General features: G+C 31.5%; 21 protein-coding genes. 20 read left to right on the top strand and 1 reads right to left on the bottom strand.

What is annotated here, in order from left to right:
* Window positions 1-15 precede the first annotated feature (15 nt).
* From atpA to atpC, 4 genes are read left to right on the top strand one after another with little or no spacing between them, the layout of a single operon-like run.
* Complete coding sequence (atpA, locus tag CLOTH_RS07760) at window positions 16-1,530, top strand: F0F1 ATP synthase subunit alpha (RefSeq protein WP_079412803.1); 1,515 nt, start codon at window positions 16-18, stop codon at window positions 1,528-1,530.
* A 24-nt stretch (window positions 1,531-1,554) separates the two neighbouring features.
* The gene (atpG, locus tag CLOTH_RS07755) at window positions 1,555-2,406 is read left to right on the top strand and encodes an ATP synthase F1 subunit gamma (RefSeq protein WP_079412801.1); all 852 of its coding nucleotides are present in this window, start codon (window positions 1,555-1,557) and stop codon (window positions 2,404-2,406) included.
* A gap of 12 nt (window positions 2,407-2,418) precedes the next feature.
* Entirely contained in the window at window positions 2,419-3,816 is a 1,398-nt protein-coding gene (gene atpD / locus CLOTH_RS07750) for a F0F1 ATP synthase subunit beta (RefSeq protein WP_079412799.1), read from the top strand.
* 3 nt (window positions 3,817-3,819) lie between these two features.
* Window positions 3,820-4,083: an ATP synthase F1 subunit epsilon gene (gene atpC, locus CLOTH_RS07745; protein ID WP_079412797.1), complete on the top strand. Its 264-nt coding sequence runs from the start codon at window positions 3,820-3,822 to the stop codon at window positions 4,081-4,083.
* A 13-nt stretch (window positions 4,084-4,096) separates the two neighbouring features.
* On the opposite strand, the gene CLOTH_RS07740 is transcribed toward atpC, so the two are convergent.
* A complete protein-coding gene (locus CLOTH_RS07740) occupies window positions 4,097-5,026 on the bottom strand; it encodes a hypothetical protein (RefSeq protein ID WP_079412795.1) in 930 nt (309 codons plus the stop codon).
* Between the two features lie 136 nt (window positions 5,027-5,162).
* Here CLOTH_RS07740 and CLOTH_RS07735 point away from each other — a divergent pair, with 136 nt between their 5' ends.
* From CLOTH_RS07735 to dpaL, 16 genes are all read left to right on the top strand, one after another.
* The gene (locus CLOTH_RS07735; protein WP_079412793.1) at window positions 5,163-5,777 is read left to right on the top strand and encodes a hypothetical protein; all 615 of its coding nucleotides are present in this window, start codon (window positions 5,163-5,165) and stop codon (window positions 5,775-5,777) included.
* A 34-nt stretch (window positions 5,778-5,811) separates the two neighbouring features.
* On the top strand, window positions 5,812-6,195 hold the full coding sequence (gene acpS / locus CLOTH_RS07730; RefSeq protein ID WP_334293166.1) for a holo-ACP synthase: 384 nt from the start codon (window positions 5,812-5,814) through the stop codon (window positions 6,193-6,195).
* Window positions 6,195-6,647, top strand: a complete 453-nt coding sequence (locus CLOTH_RS07725) for a CBS domain-containing protein (RefSeq protein WP_079412789.1) — start codon at window positions 6,195-6,197, stop codon at window positions 6,645-6,647. The genes acpS and CLOTH_RS07725 overlap by 1 nt, the downstream gene beginning before the upstream one ends.
* A 17-nt stretch (window positions 6,648-6,664) precedes the next feature.
* Entirely contained in the window at window positions 6,665-7,240 is a 576-nt protein-coding gene (gene gerS / locus CLOTH_RS07720) for a germination lipoprotein GerS (RefSeq protein ID WP_079412787.1), read from the top strand.
* Between the two features lie 14 nt (window positions 7,241-7,254).
* Window positions 7,255-8,415 carry an alanine racemase gene (gene alr / locus CLOTH_RS07715; RefSeq protein WP_143715449.1) on the top strand — a complete coding sequence of 387 codons (1,161 nt, stop codon included), beginning with the start codon at window positions 7,255-7,257 and terminating at the stop codon, window positions 8,413-8,415.
* 30 nt (window positions 8,416-8,445) lie between these two features.
* Window positions 8,446-8,730, top strand: coding sequence for a CopG family ribbon-helix-helix protein (locus CLOTH_RS07710; protein ID WP_079412785.1), 285 nt, complete (start codon window positions 8,446-8,448; stop codon window positions 8,728-8,730).
* Entirely contained in the window at window positions 8,702-9,082 is a 381-nt protein-coding gene (locus tag CLOTH_RS07705; protein ID WP_079412783.1) for a type II toxin-antitoxin system PemK/MazF family toxin, read from the top strand. Before CLOTH_RS07710 ends, CLOTH_RS07705 begins: the two co-directional genes overlap by 29 nt.
* Window positions 9,083-9,188: 106 nt before the next feature.
* Window positions 9,189-9,641 (top strand): hypothetical protein, encoded by a 453-nt coding sequence (locus tag CLOTH_RS07700; RefSeq protein WP_079412781.1) that lies wholly within the window; start codon window positions 9,189-9,191, stop codon window positions 9,639-9,641.
* A gap of 134 nt (window positions 9,642-9,775) precedes the next feature.
* The gene (locus CLOTH_RS07695; RefSeq protein WP_079412779.1) at window positions 9,776-11,833 is read left to right on the top strand and encodes a DUF5693 family protein; all 2,058 of its coding nucleotides are present in this window, start codon (window positions 9,776-9,778) and stop codon (window positions 11,831-11,833) included.
* Window positions 11,826-12,929, top strand: a complete 1,104-nt coding sequence (gene csaB, locus CLOTH_RS07690) for a polysaccharide pyruvyl transferase CsaB (protein ID WP_158080488.1) — start codon at window positions 11,826-11,828, stop codon at window positions 12,927-12,929. Before CLOTH_RS07695 ends, csaB begins: the two co-directional genes overlap by 8 nt.
* 11 nt (window positions 12,930-12,940) lie before the next feature.
* Window positions 12,941-13,690 carry a WecB/TagA/CpsF family glycosyltransferase gene (locus CLOTH_RS07685; RefSeq protein ID WP_079412775.1) on the top strand — a complete coding sequence of 250 codons (750 nt, stop codon included), beginning with the start codon at window positions 12,941-12,943 and terminating at the stop codon, window positions 13,688-13,690.
* 15 nt (window positions 13,691-13,705) lie between these two features.
* On the top strand, window positions 13,706-14,563 hold the full coding sequence (locus CLOTH_RS07680; protein WP_079412773.1) for a YitT family protein: 858 nt from the start codon (window positions 13,706-13,708) through the stop codon (window positions 14,561-14,563).
* A gap of 32 nt (window positions 14,564-14,595) precedes the next feature.
* Window positions 14,596-15,423, top strand: coding sequence for a transketolase (locus tag CLOTH_RS07675; protein ID WP_079412771.1), 828 nt, complete (start codon window positions 14,596-14,598; stop codon window positions 15,421-15,423).
* The gene (locus CLOTH_RS07670) at window positions 15,416-16,351 is read left to right on the top strand and encodes a transketolase family protein (protein ID WP_079412769.1); all 936 of its coding nucleotides are present in this window, start codon (window positions 15,416-15,418) and stop codon (window positions 16,349-16,351) included. Before CLOTH_RS07675 ends, CLOTH_RS07670 begins: the two co-directional genes overlap by 8 nt.
* Before the next feature lie 543 nt (window positions 16,352-16,894).
* The gene (locus CLOTH_RS07665; RefSeq protein ID WP_079412767.1) at window positions 16,895-18,355 is read left to right on the top strand and encodes a methyl-accepting chemotaxis protein; all 1,461 of its coding nucleotides are present in this window, start codon (window positions 16,895-16,897) and stop codon (window positions 18,353-18,355) included.
* An 89-nt stretch (window positions 18,356-18,444) separates the two neighbouring features.
* Window positions 18,445-19,656: a diaminopropionate ammonia-lyase gene (dpaL, locus tag CLOTH_RS07660; RefSeq protein WP_143715448.1), complete on the top strand. Its 1,212-nt coding sequence runs from the start codon at window positions 18,445-18,447 to the stop codon at window positions 19,654-19,656.
* Window positions 19,657-19,666: the final 10 nt, after the last annotated feature.

The following is a 19,666-nucleotide window of genomic DNA, read 5'->3' as shown; positions in this document are numbered from 1 at the left end:
AAGGCGGTGAACCCCATGAATTTAAGACCTGAGGAAATAAGCTCAATCATAAAAGAGCAAATAAAAAGATATGAAAATAAAATAGAGCTTAAAGATATAGGTACAGTTATTCAAGTTGGAGACGGTATCGCTAGAATTCATGGACTTGAAAAGTGTATGTCAGGAGAACTTCTAGAGTTTCCTGGACAAATTTATGGAATGGCACTAAATCTTGAAGAAGATTTTGTAGGTACGGTTTTATTAGGTTCTGATGAAAATATAAAAGAAGGAGATACTGTTAAAAGAACAGGAAGAATAGTTGAAGTTCCTGTAGGGGATGCACTTTTAGGTAGAGTTGTAAATGCTTTAGGACAACCGATAGATGGTAAGGGTCCTATAAAAACTGATAAGTTCAGACCAATAGAAGCAGAGGCTCCTGGTATAATAGCTAGAAAATCAGTTCACGAACCACTTCAAACAGGTATAAAAGCTATAGACTCTATGATACCTATAGGAAGAGGACAAAGAGAGCTTATAATAGGTGATAGACAAACTGGTAAAACATCTATAGCTATGGATACAATAATAAACCAAAAAGGAAAAGATGTTATTTGTATATATGTAGCTATTGGACAAAAACGTTCAACAGTTGCTCAAATAGTTGATAAGTTAGAAAAAAATGGTGCAATGGAATACACTATAATAGTTTCAGCTACAGCATCAGAGCTTGCTCCGCTTCAATACATGGCTCCATATAGTGGTTGTGCTATGGGTGAAGAGTTTATGTATCAAGGTAAACATGTACTTATAATATATGACGATTTATCTAAGCATGCAGTTGCATATCGTGCAATGTCGCTACTTCTTAGAAGACCACCGGGACGTGAGGCATATCCAGGTGATGTATTCTACTTACACTCAAGACTTCTTGAAAGAGCAGCTAAGTTATCTGATGAATTAGGTGGAGGATCTTTAACTGCACTTCCAATGATAGAAACTCAAGCGGGAGACGTTTCTGCTTATATCCCAACTAATGTTATATCTATAACAGATGGACAGATATTCCTAGAGTCAGAGCTTTTCCACTCAGGAGTTAGACCTGCCGTTAACCCAGGTATCTCTGTATCAAGGGTTGGGGGTAATGCTCAGATAAAAGCTATGAAGAAAGTTGCTGGTACATTAAAGCTTGGATATGCACAGTATAGAGAACTTCAAGCATTTGCTCAGTTTGGATCAGATCTTGATAAAGATACTAGGGAAAGACTTGCTCAAGGTGAAAGAATAGTTGAAGTTTTAAAGCAAGCTGAAACTAAGCCAGTTGATGTTGAAAAGCAAATAATGATAATATATGCAGTTACAAATGGATATTTAAAAGATATTCCTGTAAATCAAATAAAAAGATTTGAAGAAGAGTTCTTCAAATTCATGGATGATATGCGTTCTGAAATTGGTAAATCTATAGTAGAAACTAAAGATTTAAGCAAAGAAAACGAAGAAGCTTTAAAAAATGCCATAGAGGAATTTAAATCTAAATTTATAATCGAAGAGTAATCCTCTTTAGCAGGAGGTGATATTATGGCAGGCGTTGGAATGAAAGATATAAAAAGACGTATGAAAAGTATCAACAACACAAAGCAAATAACAAAGGCAATGGAGCTTGTTTCTTCTGCTAAATTAAGAAGAGCTAAAGAGCAAGTAGAAAAATCAAGACCTTATTTCTTGACTTTGTATAATACTATAAAGAAGATATCTCAAAATACAAAGGAAGTTTCGTCTTCATTTTTAGAGAAAAGAGAAGTTAAGAATAGAGGATACATTGTAATTGCTGGAGATAGGGGCTTAGCTGGTGGATACAATTCAAACGTTATTAAAGAAGCCCTAGCACATATGAATAACAAAAAAGAAAGTATTATAGCTGTTAGTAGAAAATCTTCGGATTTCTTTACTAAGAGAAATTATAAACTTTTGGGAGAATTCTTAGGTGTTGAAGATATGGGATTTTCTTCTGCACAAGAAATTACAAAGGTTGCTATAGATGCATATAAAAATAAGGAAGTTGATGAGGTATATCTTGTTTATACTGAGTTTAAATCAACATTAGTTCAAGAACCTAAAGTAATAAAACTTCTTCCACTTTCTTTTGAGCTTGAGGAAGAAACTACTAAAAGAGAAATTATAGAGTATGAGCCTTCTGCAGAAGCTGTACTAGATTACATAGTTCCAAAGTTTGTAGCAGGAACTGTATTTGGAGGAATTGTTGAGTCATTTGCTTCAGAGCAGGCAGCTAGAAGAACTGCTATGGAATCTGCATCTGATAATGCTGATGAAATGATAAGTAAACTAGAGCTTAGCTACAATAGAGCAAGACAATCTTCTATAACACAGGAAATTTCTGAAATTGTTGCAGGAGCAGAGGCCTTAAAATAAGGAGGTATGAAAATGCCAGATAGAAACATTGGTAAAGTGGTTCAGATAATTGGACCAGTACTAGATGTTAAGTTTAGTTCAGAAAACTTACCTAATCTATTAAATGCTATTGAAATAAATTATGAAGGTAGAAAAATAGTTGCAGAGGTTGCTCAACATATAGGTGATGATACTGTAAGATGTATAGCTATGAGCTCAACTGATGGACTAGTAAGGGGAATTGATGCTATAGATACAGGAAGTGCTATATCTGTTCCAGTTGGAAGAGATACACTTGGAAGAATATTTAATGTTCTTGGAGATCCTGTTGATAATAAACCACAAGTTGAGGGAGCTCCGAAACTTCCTATACATAGACCAGCACCTTCTTTTGATGAGCAAGAAACATCCACTGAAATTCTTGAAACAGGAATAAAGGTAGTTGACCTTATCGCACCATATTCAAAGGGTGGTAAGATAGGTCTGTTTGGTGGAGCAGGAGTTGGAAAAACAGTTCTTATAATGGAGCTTATAAATAATATAGCTAAAGAGCATGGTGGTCTTTCTGTATTCTCTGGAGTTGGAGAAAGAACAAGAGAAGGAAATGACCTTTATCATGAAATGATCGATTCTGGAGTTATAGACAAAACTACGCTTGTTTATGGTCAGATGAATGAGCCGCCAGGAGCGAGAATGAGAGTTGCGTTAACTGGACTTACTATGGCTGAACACTTCAGAGATAAAGAAGGCCAAGATGTATTATTATTCATAGACAATATATTTAGATTTACTCAAGCAGGTTCAGAAGTTTCTGCACTTCTTGGACGTATGCCATCTGCAGTTGGTTACCAGCCAACACTAGCTACAGAGATGGGTGCACTTCAAGAGAGAATAACATCTACAAAGAAAGGTTCTATAACTTCTGTTCAGGCTGTATACGTACCTGCTGACGACTTAACTGACCCGGCACCAGCTACGACTTTCGCTCACCTTGATGCTACTACAGTTTTATCAAGACAAATAGCATCGCTTGGTATATATCCAGCTGTTGATCCACTAGATTCTACTTCTAGAATACTAGATCCTAATGTAGTTGGAAGAGAGCATTATGAAGTTGCTCGTGGAGTACAGTCAGTTCTTCAAAGATATAAAGAACTTCAAGATATAATAGCTATACTTGGTATGGATGAATTATCTGATGAAGATAAGTTAATAGTTGCCAGAGCTAGAAAAATACAAAGATTCTTATCTCAACCATTTAGCGTTGCAGAACAGTTCACAGGTATGGCAGGAAAATATGTACCATTAAAAGAAACTATAAGAGGATTCAAAGAAATACTTGAAGGTAAGCATGATGATTTACCAGAATCTGCATTCTTATATGTTGGTACTATTGATGAGGCAGTGGAAAAAGCTAAGAAGGGAGAGTAGATTATGGCATCCCTATTCAATTTAGAAGTAGTAACTCCTGAAAGTAAGTTCTTTGAGGGAGAAGTTGAGATGGTAGTGGTTAGAACAACAGAAGGTGATGTTGGTATAATGAAAAACCATATAAATTACGTTGCTCCTTTAGCTAAAGGACTACTTAAAATAAAAAAAGATGGAAGTTTCAAGCACGCATCTATAGAAGGTGGTTTTATATCAGTAGATAAGGAAAAGACTACTATAGTTACAGATGCTGCAAATTGGAATGAATAAGGACTAGATTTATCTAGTCCTTTATTGTTTTTATTTCATTTAAGTTATTTATAAGTATAGGTGCTTTTATATTTATAATTTTTAAATCTTTGTCTTCTATAGATTTTTTGAGATCTTCTATTGCATACTTTATTTTAAAGAAGGTATCTTTATTTTCTTTTTGAATAGCTTGACTCATTTTATTCAAATCTTCCATTATACTATCTAAGGTCTGGATAGCTTCATCAAATCTATTTAAATGACATAAAAGAACAGCTTTCCTAACTGAATATTTCATTTTTTCAACTGTATTGTTAGTTGGAGATTTGTAATACATTTTAAAATCTGACATATATTTAGTTAAATTATTTGCGTACACTAGAGAATCTAATACGCTGTGCTCTTCTATAGATTTTGTAAGAGAAATTAAATCACTTTCAAATTTTTCAGTAAGGTCCTCGCTAACTGATACAGAAGTTAATTTAGCCTGTACTTCATTCCAAGTTTCATGAATTTTGTTTACTTCTTTTTTTATCTTATGCCACCACTCATCTATTTCAAACGGCAAATCTTCATTTTCAAGTTCATTTATTTCCTTTATGTTCTCCTTTTTTAGTAGTTCATATAGTGTACTATTGTCTAGTGTAAATGATGAAATCTTAACTTTAATCTTTTCTTCATCATGTTTTTTACGATCCTTTTCCGCAAGTCTATCATCGCTTACATCTGATATTTCCTTTTCTTTTTGAGCTGCCTTTTGATCATTTTTTTTCTTTTCTTCAAGAGCCATATTAGTGCTAGGAATTATATCTATCTTTGCCATCAATATAAGTAAATCAGTAGATAATACTTGAATTACTTCAGGTTGTTTTGGTAGTGAGCTTTCTTTTTCTTTTTCTTCCTTTTTAGGTTGACAAGCAGATATTAAAATAATACATAAGAATAAAACAGCTAATTTTTTCATGACATCACCTCGTATAAATATTTTTTCCAAACATTAAAAAATAATTCAATAGATAAAATATCATTAATTATAAAATAATCAGAAAAATTGACGATAAATAATTATAAATGTATCTTAGATGAGAAGGTGATTTAGTATGTTTTTTTTGAAAAAAGATGTGAATATAGATTTAGAAGAAGATATATTAAAAAAAAGTAATATATCCTTGTTAATAGAAAATGTTCTTTGGAAAAAGCTGTTTAATAATGGACATAGTAGCGATATGGAAAGGCTTTCAGATGAACTTAAGGAGATTGCTAAAAGAAAAAGGCAGATAGAAAATGAAATAACCAAAATACAAGCTTTAAAGAGAAAATATATGGCCAAGATAGTTTATGTATCTAATGAACTTAATATAAATGAAAGTATTGTAGCAGAAAAAGAATTAGAATCATTGAAAGAAGAAATGGAAAAAATGAATGAAAGAATAGAAAGTTTATTAGAAGAATTACAAAACATATCAATAAATATAAAAGAAAAGAATTTACTGCTTTTAAAAGCTACTGTAAAATATTCATATGAAGGTATAAATAATGGTGAAAAGAAATTAAAAGAACTAGATAAAATTATAGACGATATGAGAAAAAAATTAAATGAAGCTAGAGAAGAAAAAGAAAAGACACAGCAAAGCATAACACTAACCTATAATTTTCTACATTCACTATTAGGATACGAAGAAACAGAAAAGCTTGATAAGGAACTATTAAAATAAGAAGGATATCCTTCTTATATTTTTTTGGAGGTAGATTATGATAATTGGATTAGGAATAGACATAGTGGAAATAGATAGAATAAAAGAAGCTATTGATAGGAATAATAAATTTTTAGATAGAGTATTTACAGAAAATGAAATAATTTATTTTAAAAGTAAAAACTTTCATTCAAATACTATTGCAGGAAACTTTGCAGCTAAGGAAGCTATATCTAAGGCATTTGGAACAGGAATTAGGAATTTTAATTTAAAGGATATAGAAATATTAAGAAATGAACTTGGAAAACCCGTAGTAAATGTGTATAATAATTTGTATGAATTATCTAAAAATTTAAACGTAGGGAATATAATGGTTTCAATATCACATAGCAAAAACTACGCTGTTGCAAATGCTATTATAACTAAGGAGGAGATTTAATGAAAGCTAAAGATATAATGACTTGTGATGTAATATCAGTAAAAAAAGATACGCCAATTGAAAATATAGCTAAAATTCTTATCGAGAAAAGAATTAGTGGTGTTCCTGTGGTAGATGAAGAAAACAAAGTTGTAGGTGTTGTTTCTGAAACTGACATAGTTAAAAAAGAAAAGAATATTAAAGTACCTTCTTTCATAACAATATTACAGGGAGTAGTATTTTTAGAGAGTATAAAAAATATGGAAGAAGATATAAAAAGAGTTGCAGCATATAAAGCAGAGGATATTATGTCAGATGATGTTTTGACGGTAAATGAAGAAGATGACTTAGAATATATAGCAAACTTAATGATAGAAAAATCTATAAACAGGGTACCGGTAGTTGATGACGAAAGAAAGATAAAAGGTATAATATGTAGATATGATATTATCAAATCTATGTTTAATAGATAGTAGATTGGAGTGATGTTGTGAAGAAATGGATAGCTTGCTCCCTATTATTTTTATACTTATTAACAGGGTGCAGACAGTCCACAGATGAAGACGTTTATTACAAATTACATAAGAAAATATCAAGTATTACTTCCTATTCGTGTATAGCACAGGTTACAGTTATAGGTAATAGGTCTCCTAGTGAGTACACGTTAAGACATTACTTTAAGGCTCCAGATTATTATGAGCTTGAAGTTTTAGAACCAGACAATATAAAAGGTAAGATTACAATTTATCAGAATGAGAAAGTAATAGTAAAAAACCCTAATGTTCCAGATGAATACAAGTTTACACAGAAAGGAAAAGAAAATAAATACTTATTTGTGGGAGATTTCGTAAAAAACATATTACAAAATGAAGATCTAAATGTAAGTTCAGATAGCAACTTTCTTATCTTAGATACACTGATACCAGATAGATCTATATATTTCCATAGATCAAGGCTTTATATAGACAAACAGACATTAAAGCCACATAAAATGGAGATAGTAGATATAAATGGAAAGGTAAGGTTCTCTGTTATTTATAGAGAGTTTAAGTACAACGTTGAGTAAGGGGGAGACTAAACGTGTATATTGAAAGTAGACCCACTTGGGCAGAAATAAACATAAATAACCTAAGAGATAATTTTAGGAGTATAAAAAAAATAGTCAAGAAAGATACAAAAATATGTGGAGTTGTTAAAGCTAATGCTTATGGTCATGGTTCAGTTCATGTGGCAAATGTATTGATACAGGAAGGTGTTGATTATTTAGCGGTTGCTACTTTTGAAGAGGCAATTGAGCTAAGAAACAATAACATAAACATACCAATCCTTTGCTTAGGATATATAAAAGATAGCGATCTTGAGAAAGCAATATCTAATGATATAGATATTACTGTATACTCATATAGTATAGCAAATGAGCTAAGTAAGGTAGCTATAAACTTGGAAAAAAGCGCAAATGTACATATAAAAATAGATACAGGAATGTCAAGGCTTGGATTTAAGGCTGATGACAAAACTGTAGACACAATAGAAAGAATACACAACCTTCCTAATATAAATATAATTGGGATATATACACATTTTGCCAGAGCTGATGAGATTGATAAGTCTTTTACTCATAGTCAATTTAAAGAATTTATGTATATAGTAGAAAAATTAGAAAATAAGAATATAAATATTCCTATTAAACACGTTTCAAATAGTGCAGGAATAATAGATTTTCCGGAGTATCATCTAGACATGGTAAGAGCTGGAATAGTTCTTTATGGACATTACCCATCAGAAGATGTGAATAAAGAAGCTCTTTTATTAAAGCCTGTAATGACTCTAAAAACAACTGTTTCTAACATTAAGACATTAGGAGAAGGAAGAGGAGTTAGTTATGGTCACACATACAAAGTAAATGAAACTACAAAGGTAGCTACATTACCTATTGGATATGCAGATGGATTTACAAGGATGTTAAGTGGAAAAGTAGATGTAAAAATAAATGGATATAAATCACCTATAATAGGTAGAATATGTATGGACCAATGTATGGCAAAAGTAGATGTAGATGATATCAAGGTTGGGAATGTAGTTGAGATATTTGGAGAAGATGAAGATTTAAGAATAGAAAGATTTGGGAAAGTGCTTGGAACCATTAATTACGAACTACTTTGTATGATCTCAAGAAGAGTCCCGAGAGTATATTTGGAAGGAAATAGGGTTTTACATATCTTAGATTATTTGGTAAAATGAAATGGTAAGTAGACTCTGGGAGGCGATTTTGTGGCTAATTCTAATGAACAAAAAAAAATACTAGTAAGTTTACCTAATGGCTTACTTCAGGAAATAGACAAAATAATAGAAGTAGAAAATAAAAACAGATCTGAATTTATCAGAGAAGCTATGAAGCTATACCTAAGAGAAAAAAGAAAAGTCGAAACTAGAGAGACTATGATAAAAGGATATAGGGAAATGGGAGTCATAAACCTAGCTTTAGCGGAGATGGGACTAAGCATTGATGTATCTGCCTTGGAAGGATATGAAGGGAAGATGGCAGAAGGTGAATAATTTAGAAATAAAACGAGGTGACATATTCTACGCTGATCTTAGCCCAGTTATAGGCTCAGAGCAGGGTGGAGTAAGGCCTGTTTTAATAATTCAAAATGATATAGGAAATAAATATAGCCCTACTGTCATAGTTGCGGCTATTACCTCTCAGATAAATAAAGCTAAATTACCTACACATATAGAAATAAAAGCGAATGAATACGGTCTTAATAAAGATTCGGTAGTACTACTTGAGCAAATAAGAACAATAGATAAGAAAAGATTAAGAGAAAAAATAGGTCACTTTGATGAAGATAGAATGGAAAAAGTAGATCAATCCATTCAAATAAGTTTAGGATTGTTTGAGGTTTAGCGAGTTTAAAAAGCTCGCTTTTGTTCTGACATACTTTGAATTATATTTTGACAAAATAATACTATTTCCTAGGAAATATACCAAAGATTAAAGGGGGAATTGTAAAATGATGAAGAATATTATTAAAAACAAGACTGCTATGGCTGTTTTAGTAGGATCTTGTATAGTAGCCTTGAGTTATATAACTCAAGCTTCAACATTTAATCCAGGCACTAATGAAGACCCACTTGTGACAAGATCTTATGTAGATACCAAAATATCACAGATAAATACATCAGGAATAAATATAGTGAATACTATGCAGGTTATTACGTTAAATAAAGGTGAGAAACTTATATTAGAAGCAGGATCACAAATGATTTTGAGAAATGGAACTGCTAGAATTATAGATTCTCCATCTGGGGGTATATCAAACTTAACCACAGGAGTTGATATGATAAAAGATAGCAATATTCCTAGAAATAACCTTTTGCTTGCTCCAAGATCTGATGGAAGAGGGGCAAGAGCAATAACTGACTGCATTTTTACCGTTACAGGAAACTATAGAATAGAAAAGTAATGTTTATGCTGTTGGATTAGCCTCTAACAGCATTTTTTCTGCAAAATCTGACATAAAACAGTAAATATTAAGGACAATTTAATGGATTTGGTGTATAATTTTATTGTCAACAAAGAAAATGAGGTGAAATTTAAATGAATATAAGAAAGTTATATATGTTTTGTTTAATAATAGGTATAGTATTTGCGTCATTCTTTGCTTTAGATAGATATAAACTTGAAAATCAAAATAAGACTGTAGATATAGTACTTGATTTAGAAGAGATGAAAATAATGGCAAGTCAAAGTGAAGAAGATATAGAATATTTTCTAAGTGAATTTAAGAATATAGGGATAGAGACAGTAGCCATAAGCGAAACTACACTGAGTATCCTAAAAGAAAATAGAGAAGATATAGAAACAGATTTAGATGAGAAAGATTTAGTTGTAACATCTTCAGATAAGAAAGTATTAAATTTTATAAGAGTAGGTTTTGAAAGAAAATTAGGAAAGGAAAATGTAGAGGTAATATCGGAAAACAAAATAAAAGTAAAAGGAAAAGCTACATACATAGTCTATGAAGATATACCACTTATGAATACACAAGGCAGAGTAGTGTCAAGACAAAGAGTTCCTAAGAGCACAATGCTTGAGCACATAGGGATAGGTTTCTTAGATACAGATTTAGAACTTGTAAAAAGTATGGGGTTGAATGCAGTTTTAAGGCCTTTATATATTTCTGCTTATGAAGATGAACAAAGCATAGAAGCATATTTTGAAAATCTAGATTATACAGGCATAAATCCTCATTATATCATATTCTCAGGTGGAGAGGTTTTAGGTTGGGACAAAGATATAGATTATCTAGCTGATGAAATACAAAAAAGAAAAATGGTAGTAGGAATGATTCAGAATGTAGGACAAACTCGCCCAGATCAAAGTGGAATGAATGATCTTGTTAAAAGTTTAGGGTATCAAGGGGTTAGAGTATTGCCTATAAATAGCTATATACAAAATAGATACGATCTTGAGACCCAAAACTATAGACACGGTGAAGAAATAGTAAATATTTTATACAGGGCTATTACAGAAAGAAATATGAGGATAATATATTTTAGACCGTTTATAGATGCACAGGGTAATTATGTAGAAGATATGGATATATATTCACAAAGATTGCTAGACTTAAAAAACAGATTACAAAAGGGTCATAATATAAAGATAGGCAAGGCTTCTCCTATGAATGCATACCACCCTAATAGAATAATGCATATTCCTATCGTGGTAGCGATAATAGCATCTTTATTTATCCTAATAGATAATATTCTAAATTTAAATTACAAAATACTGAAATTATTATTTATTAGTTTATCATCAATTTCATCTATTATTTATGCACTAGGAATAAAGATAGATTTGATTGAAAAACTGCTAGCGTTGTTATCTACTATAACATTGCCTTCTATAGGAATGATGTATGCGCTATTTTCATTAAAGAGAATATTAAATGTAAATAGTAAAGAAAATATATTTAAGATTTGTATTAACTGTGTAAAAATATTAATAGTTACATCCGCAATATCTTTGTCAGGGGCATTGTTTTTAGTGGCTATTTTATCAGACATAAAGTATTTGATAGAATTAGATGGTTTTATTGGAGTTAAAATATCTCAAATAGTACCTATAATATCAACTGTGCTTATTTATATGTCTGCATTTGGATATAAGAGAATGAAAGATAGAAAAGGTATAAGTTTGGAAGAATTTATGGATCTCTTAAATACTAATATAAAGATTTTGCATGTGGTTACGCTAATATTAATAGCGGGAATAGGTATTATATTTATTGCAAGAACTGGTCACCAAACTAATATAAAGCCATCTAATATAGAACTTTTATTTAGAAATGTTCTTGAAAATATACTTATAGCAAGACCAAGGACAAAAGCGTTCTTAATAGGAAACCCTGCATTTATATTAATGGTTTACGTAGCATACAAAAATATTAAGCTATTGATACTTCCTTTAAGCATAGTAGCAGTTATAGGACAATCTAATATACTTAATACTTTTTCGCACATAAAGGCACCAATATATCTATCTGTTATAAGAACCGGTTATGAAATAATATTCGGATCTATAATAGGCATATGCTTATTAGTATCAATAGAGTATGTACTTAAAAGGTGTAGAAGGAGGAAAGGATATGAGTAAAATCTTAATCTCCGGGTACTACGGATTTAACAATATAGGAGACGAGGCAATACTTAAGTCTATAATAGATCAAATAAAACACATAGATAAAAACGCAGATATAGTTGTATTATCTAGTAATCCAGCTTTTACATCTAAAACATATAATGTAAGAGCTATAAAAAGGACAAATGTATTTAAAATAATATCTGAAATGATGAGTGCTGATTTAGTTATAAGTGGTGGGGGTTCACTTCTTCAAGACATAACATCAAAGAGGTCAATTATATACTATTTATCTATAATAAATATAGCTATTATGCTCAATAAAAAAGTTGCTATATACGGTCAAGGCATAGGCCCTGTAAATTGTATAGATAATAGAAATAGAGTTAAGAAGGTTTTGAATAAAGTAGATTTTATAAACGTAAGGGATAAAGATTCAAAAGACGAGCTTATTTCAATGGGTGTAAATAAAGATATAAATGTAACAGTAGACTCTGTATTTGGAATGGACAAACCAGACTTGGACATTTCACAACATATAATATCTTCTATGAACATACAGGATAGCAATAAAATTGTAGGGATATCTGTGAGACCTTGGAAGAATAGAGATAAAATAATAGTTCAAGAGATAAGTAATGTATGTAAATATTTAGTTGAGAAGTACAAATATGAAATTATACTTATACCATTTCATTTTGAGTCAGATATAAATATAATAAACCAGATAACAACTTCGTTGGATGAAAATACGAAAAAGAAAGTACACACTTTAAATAAAAATATATCTGTACATGAGTATATCTCATTAGTAGGGAATTTAAAATTTCTTATAGGAATGAGACTACATGCACTTATATTCGCAACACTTATGAATATACCTGTTATAGGTCTTTCTTATGATCCTAAAATAGATACCTTCTTAAGTATGTTAGGGAAAAAAAATGCTATATCTGTTCTAGAAATAACATCACAAGATGTAATAAAGGAAATAGATGATATGGTAGAAAACTATGAGAATATTTTACAAGATGTAAATGAAAAGTGTGAAAATATACTAAAACTATCAAATCAAAACAGAGATATACTAATGAAACTTCTTAAAAAGTAAGGGGTGTTAATTTGGAAAAGATAAATGTTTTGGGAGTTAAAGTTCATAGAGTTACTATGAGTGATGCAGTTAATAGGGTTATAAGTTTCTTAGAAAACAAACAAAAATCAATTGTGTATACTCCAAATAGTGAAATAATTATGGAGTGTCAAACAAATGAAAAACTTTCACTTGCTATGAAAGAAGCAGACTTGGTAATTCCTGATGGTATAGGAATAGTTCTAGCCTCTAAAATAATAAAAAAACCACTTTCAGAGAGAGTTACAGGTATAGACCTTATGGAAAAAATATTGAATTATGCTAATGAAAAAGGCAAATCTATATTTATATTAGGTGGAAGACCTGGAGTTGCACAAAAATGTGGAGAAAATATACTAAAAAGATATCCAAATATAAAACTTAAAGGTACACATCATGGATATTTTAAAGGTCAACATATTGGTATGGAAAATCATTCTGAAGAAGTACAGGTATTAGAATTAATAAATTATCTAAAACCAGACATACTATTTGTTGCCTTTGGGGCACCAAAGCAAGAACTATGGATACAAAGGTATAAAGATGAATTAGATGCAAAATTATTTATGGGTGTTGGTGGAAGTGTTGATGTATATGCAGGAGAAGTCAAAAGGGCTCCTAAGATATATCAAAATCTGGGATTAGAATGGTTTTATAGATTAGTGAAAGAACCATGGAGATACAAAAGAATGATGGCTCTTCCAAAGTTTGTTATAGAAGTTATTAAAAGAGGACAGAATTAGAACGGGAGGCTATATATGAAAAAACATTGGTATAATCACTTTTTAGAATATTTAACTATAACGATAGGTTGTGCACTTATGGCTATAGCATTAAATATGTTTCTAGAGCCTAATACCATAGCTCCTGGTGGAGTTACAGGTCTTGCTATAGTAATTAAAAAGCTTACAGATATACCTGTGTCTGTAACGAATCTTGTTGTAAACATACCATTATTTATAACTGGTCTTATGATATTAGGAAAGATGTTTGGAGCAAAAACTGCTTACGGAACAATTGCTTTGTCGTTTTTTATAGAAATATTCTTAAGAATTTTTAAAGACTTTGTTCCTACTACAGACTTAGTTTTATCAGCAGTTTACGGTGGTGTTATACTAGGGATAGGTATAGGACTTGTATTTAAAGCAGGTGGAACAACAGGTGGGACAGATCTTGCAGGTGCAATTTTAAACAAATTTTTCCCAAGTTTAAGTACTGCTAAACTTATGATGGTTTGTGACCTTGTTATAGTAGTACTAGCAGGAATTGTTGACAAAAACATAGAAACATCGTTATACTCTACTATAGCACTTTACATAATAGTTAAGATAGCAGACTTTATAGTAGAAGGTATGGGATATGCAAAGGCATTTTTTATAATATCTAATAAAGAAGAAGAAATAAGTAGAGAAATAATGGAGAAACTAGAAAGGGGAGTTACTGCACTTAAAGGAAGAGGAATGTACAGTGGTCTAGACAAAGAAGTTCTACTAGTTGTAGTAGATAGAGCTCAGGAAGCAAAATTAAAAGAAATAGTTAGAAATGAAGATCCTAGTGCATTTGTAATGGTTGCAGGAATTCACGAAGTTTTAGGACAAGGGTTTAAATCTATCTAATATAAATGTGTTAAATTTGAAGGAGGTAAGTCATGAGAGATCATAATGAACTAAAGAAAGTAGCTAGAAATGTTAGAAGAAACATCTTAAAAATGATCCATGAATCTAAATCAGGTCATCCAGGAGGATCATTATCATCAGTTGAAATATTAACTGCACTTTACTTTGATGAAATGAATGTAGATGCTCAAAGTCCAAAGAAAGAAGATAGAGATAGATTTGTACTTTCAAAGGGACACGCAGCTCCTGTACTTTATGGAGTACTTGCAGAAAAAGGATACTTCCCTAAAGAAGAACTTATGAAACTTAGAAAGATAGATTCTATGCTTCAAGGACACCCTGACATGAAAGGAACTCCTGGAGTTGAAATGTCAACAGGATCTTTAGGGCAAGGTCTTTCTGCTGCTTGTGGAATGGCAATGGCTTCAAAACTCGATAATGCTCCTTGGAGAGTATACGCATTACTTGGAGATGGAGAAATTCAAGAAGGTATAATATGGGAAGCTTGTATGAGTGCTGCTCATTACAAACTTGACAATTTAGTAGCTTTCTTAGATTACAACGGTCTTCAAATAGATGGAAAAAATGAAGATGTTATGAATATAGGTCCAGTAGCTGACAAGTTTAAGGCTTTTGGATGGAATGTAATAGAAATAGATGGACATGACTATGATCAAATATTTGCTGCTTTAGATAGTGCAAGAGAAAGCGTTGGAAAGCCTACTATGATAATTGCAAAAACAGTTAAAGGTAAAGGTGTATCTTTCATGGAAGATGTAGCAGGATGGCATGGAACTGCACCAAGCGATGAAGATCTTAAAAAAGCTTTAGATGAATTAGGAGGCGAAGATAATGAGTAAAATAGCAACTAGAGATGCCTATGGTAAAGCACTTGTAAAACTTGGAGAAGAAAATCAAAATGTAGTAGTATTAGATGCTGATCTTTCTAAATCAACAAAGACAGTAGATTTCTCTAAAGCTTTTCCAGAGAGATTCTTTAACATGGGAATAGCTGAACAAAACTTAATGGGAGCTGCAGCTGGTCTTGCAGCAGGAGGAAAAATACCATTTGCAAGTACTTTTGCTATGTTTGCTGCTGGTAGAGCTTTCGAAATAATAAGAAACTCAGCTTGCTATCCAAAACTAAATGTTAAAGTATGTGCAACTCACGCAGGAATAACAGTTGGGGAAGATGGAGCGTCTCACCAATCTGTTGAAGATGTAGCTATAATGAGATCTATACCTAACATGACAGTTATAGTACCAGCTGATGGAGTAGAAACAGAAAAAGTGATATTTGAAATAGCTAAATACTACGGGCCTGTTTATGTGAGACTTGGTAGATCAGCAGTTCCTACACTATTCGATGAAAGTTATGAGTTTCAGATAGGAAAAGGTGTAACTTTAAAAGAAGGACAAGATGTAACTATAGTAGCTTGTGGAATAATGGTAGCTGAGGCTATGACTGCAAGTGAAATGTTAAAAGAAGAAGGAATAAGTGCAAGAGTTATAAATATGTCTACAATTAAGCCAATAGATAAGGAAATATTGATAAAGGCAGCTAAAGAAACTGGTGCTATAGTTACAGCAGAAGAGCACAATATAATAGGTGGACTTGGATCTGCTGTTGCAGAGGTTTTAATGGAAGAAGCTTTAGTTCCATTAAAAAGAGTTGGAGTAAATGATACTTTCGGAGAATCTGGAACTCCAGCAGATCTAGTTAAGAAATACGGATTAACTGCAAATGATATAGTTAATGCTGCTAAAGAAGTAATAAAGAAAAAATAATATCAACTCCTCACTGCGTGAGGGTTCAGACTGTTGACAAATTATATTGGAGAAAGCCTTTTTGAAATTCAAAAAGAGCTTTCTTTCTTTTTATAGTAAAATATAAACATAAATCAAGACTATTCATTTCACTCGGAGCGTGCTTTATGAAAAATATACTGATATTGGGGAAATCTTAAAGTGGAGATAAGTTGGCAGGAGCATCTTTTACAACTCAAGATATGAAAATAAATCAAAGTAATTACTAGGTAAGGGTTTTTTATTGTTATAAATTCAATAAAAGGGGTAACTATAGAAATGAAAGGAGAAAGTATATGATAAAACATATAATAAATATTGCTATCAGCAGTGCGAAAAATTCATTTCTACAAGCTGAAGTGTTATAGATGCTGCATTTGTTATTGTATCAACATGGGTATATGTGGCATATCCTGTTTATGAGATTGAGATATTCTCGTTACCAAAAGGAAATTATTGTGTAGACTAATGAGTATGAATATTGTATAATTTGAATATAGATATACTGGTAGGGGGTATGACTAGATGTTTCTAAGTAAATGCAAAGATATAGAAAGTAGTATAGATAAAATACTAAATGGAAATTTCGAAGAAATAGTATCAGATGAGAATATAAGAAATAGATTTAAAAATATAGCTTTATTAGCAGATGAAAACATAAAAAACAGAGAGATTGTAAGACAAATTATAAAAGATATATTTTTATTAGCAGGATCTATGAGTAATTTTTATCTAAATCTTGATTATGAAGGAGAAAAGATAAAAGAAAATACAAAGTCTCTTAGGGAAATCTCTGAAGTTTTGGCTTCTAGTTTTGTAGAAATATCTAAAAGTCAAGAAGAGGTTGCCAGTGCATCATCAGATGTAAGTCAATCTCTTCAAAGTATAGTATCAAGAGTAGATGTTATGGAAAAGAATGCAATAGATAACGCAAATAAGATATTAGAAATAGATAAAAAAATAGAAGAAATACACAATGATGCAATTAATATGAAACAGAATGTAAGAGATTTAATAGAAACTTCAAAAAGTGTAATGAATGCATTAAGTGGAATTTCTGATATAGCAAATCAAACAAATTTATTAGCATTAAATGCTTCTATAGAAGCAGCAAGGTCAGGAGAAGCTGGAAGAGGGTTTGCAGTTGTAGCTGATGAAATAAGGAAGCTTTCAGACAATACTAAGAAACTTCTTGAAGATATACCAGATTATTTAAATAATATAAATAGATTCTCTAAAGAAAGTGAAAATAGTGTTGAATCAACAACTAAAAATATAATAAGCATAAAAGAAAATATAAAAGATATGAATAAATCTATACTAGATGATAAATCAAGTATAGAAGATATAGCTAGCAATATATCCCAGATATCAGCTTTTTCGGAGGAATTTACAGCTAGTGCACAGGAAGTTAGCAGTACTATTCATCAAATTACAGAAACTGTAGAAAATGTAGCTGCATCATCGATACATCTAGATGAAATAGGAAAAGGGATTTTGAATGTATCAAAAACTTTAAAAGAAGTCGAAAAAATAGCAGATAGATTAAGTGAAAAATCTGGACTGCTTTCAAATAATCCTTTCTACAATTTAGAGAATGAGGACTTTATAAATATATTTAGTGGAGCTATGAATGCTCATAAAAAGTGGATGTCAAATCTTAAAAATATGGTAGATGAAATGAAAGTGGTGCCGCTTCAAACAGATCATACAAGATGTCAGTTTGGGCATTACTATAGTAATTTAAATCCTGTTCATAGCGAAGTATTAAAGCTTTGGGAGAGGATAGATATCTTTCACCTTAATGTTCATAAATCTGGAGATGGAGCAATAGATGCTATAAAGAGAAATGACAAAGAAAAAGCAAATTATTACTATAATGAGGCTAGAAAAAATTCGTTAGAGCTTTTCAAAATATTTGATGAACTTACTAAGAAAGCTAGAGAAATAGATAGCAAAAAAGAATGCATATTCTGTATTAGGTAGAGCTATAGAAATATAGCTCTTTTTTTGTGCAAATTTATTTCATAAACTTATCAACTACAAAATAAATTAAAGTGAGGGGAGGTAGTTTTGTGCATATATCATCAGTATACAATACGGATAGAAAAGATAGGTCTAGAGAATATCCACTATTTTTATCTAAAGAAGAAGTTAAAAATGTAAGAAGATTTCATAAAACATTTAGAGGCTATGAAAGAACACCTCTTAGTAGACTTAACAATCTAGCAAAAGAAATTGGAGTTAAGGAGATTTTTGTAAAAGATGAATCTTTTAGATTTAATCTAAATGCATTTAAGGTGCTTGGTGGGTCGCTAGCAATAGGAAAATTACTTTGTAAAAAACTTGGGATAAATATAAATGAAACTACATTTGAATACTTAAAATCAGATGGAGTCAGAGAAAAAATAGGTCAGATGACATTTGTTACAGCAACCGATGGGAATCATGGAAGAGGAGTTGCGTGGGCAGCTAAGGAGCTAAATCAAAAGGCAATTGTATATTTGCCTAAAGGATCTGCAATTAGGAGAGTTGAAGCAATAAGAGAACTTGGGGCAGAGGCAATAGTTACAGATTTAAATTACGATGATGCTGTAAGACTTGTTATGAAAGTAGCACAAGAAAATGGATATGAAATAATTCAAGATACTGCTTGGAATGGATATGAAGAAATTCCAAAATGGGTTATGCAAGGCTATACAACAATGGCAGATGAAGCAATAGAGCAGCTAAATGAGATAGGGATTGAAAGGCCTACTCATGTATTTTTACAAGCAGGAGTAGGATCTATGGCAGGAGCAGTTCTAGGATATTATGCTAATGTATTTAAAGATAATCTTCCAATAACTACTATACTAGAACCAGATAACGCAGCATGTATATTTAAATCAGCAATAATTGGAGATGGCAAGCCTTATGGGGTTAGTGGAGATCTTGAAACAATAATGGTAGGTCTTGCTTGTGGAGAACCAAACCCAATAGGTTGGAATATATTAAGAGATTTTTCTGATATGTATATATCAAGTAGTGATCATGCCGCTGCTAGGGGTATGAGAATTTTAGCTAATCCAATAGGAAATGATGAAAAGATAGTGTCAGGAGAATCAGGAGCAATAGGTATAGGGATACTTTCCCTTATTATGCAAGATGAAAATTACAAAGAAATAAAAGAAAAACTAGGATTAAATGAAAATTCTACTGTTCTTGTATTTAGTACCGAAGGAGATACTGACCCTGTTAATTATAGAAAAGTGTTGTGGGATGGAAAATATGAGCTTTCTTTATAGAGGGGGATAC

It is taken from the genome of Alkalithermobacter paradoxus (genome assembly GCA_002029295.1).
Lineage (GTDB): Bacteria > Bacillota > Clostridia > Peptostreptococcales > Peptostreptococcaceae > Alkalithermobacter > Alkalithermobacter paradoxus.
The sequence above is the reverse complement of the archived record's forward strand: the minus strand, read 5'-3'. Positions and strand labels throughout refer to the sequence as shown.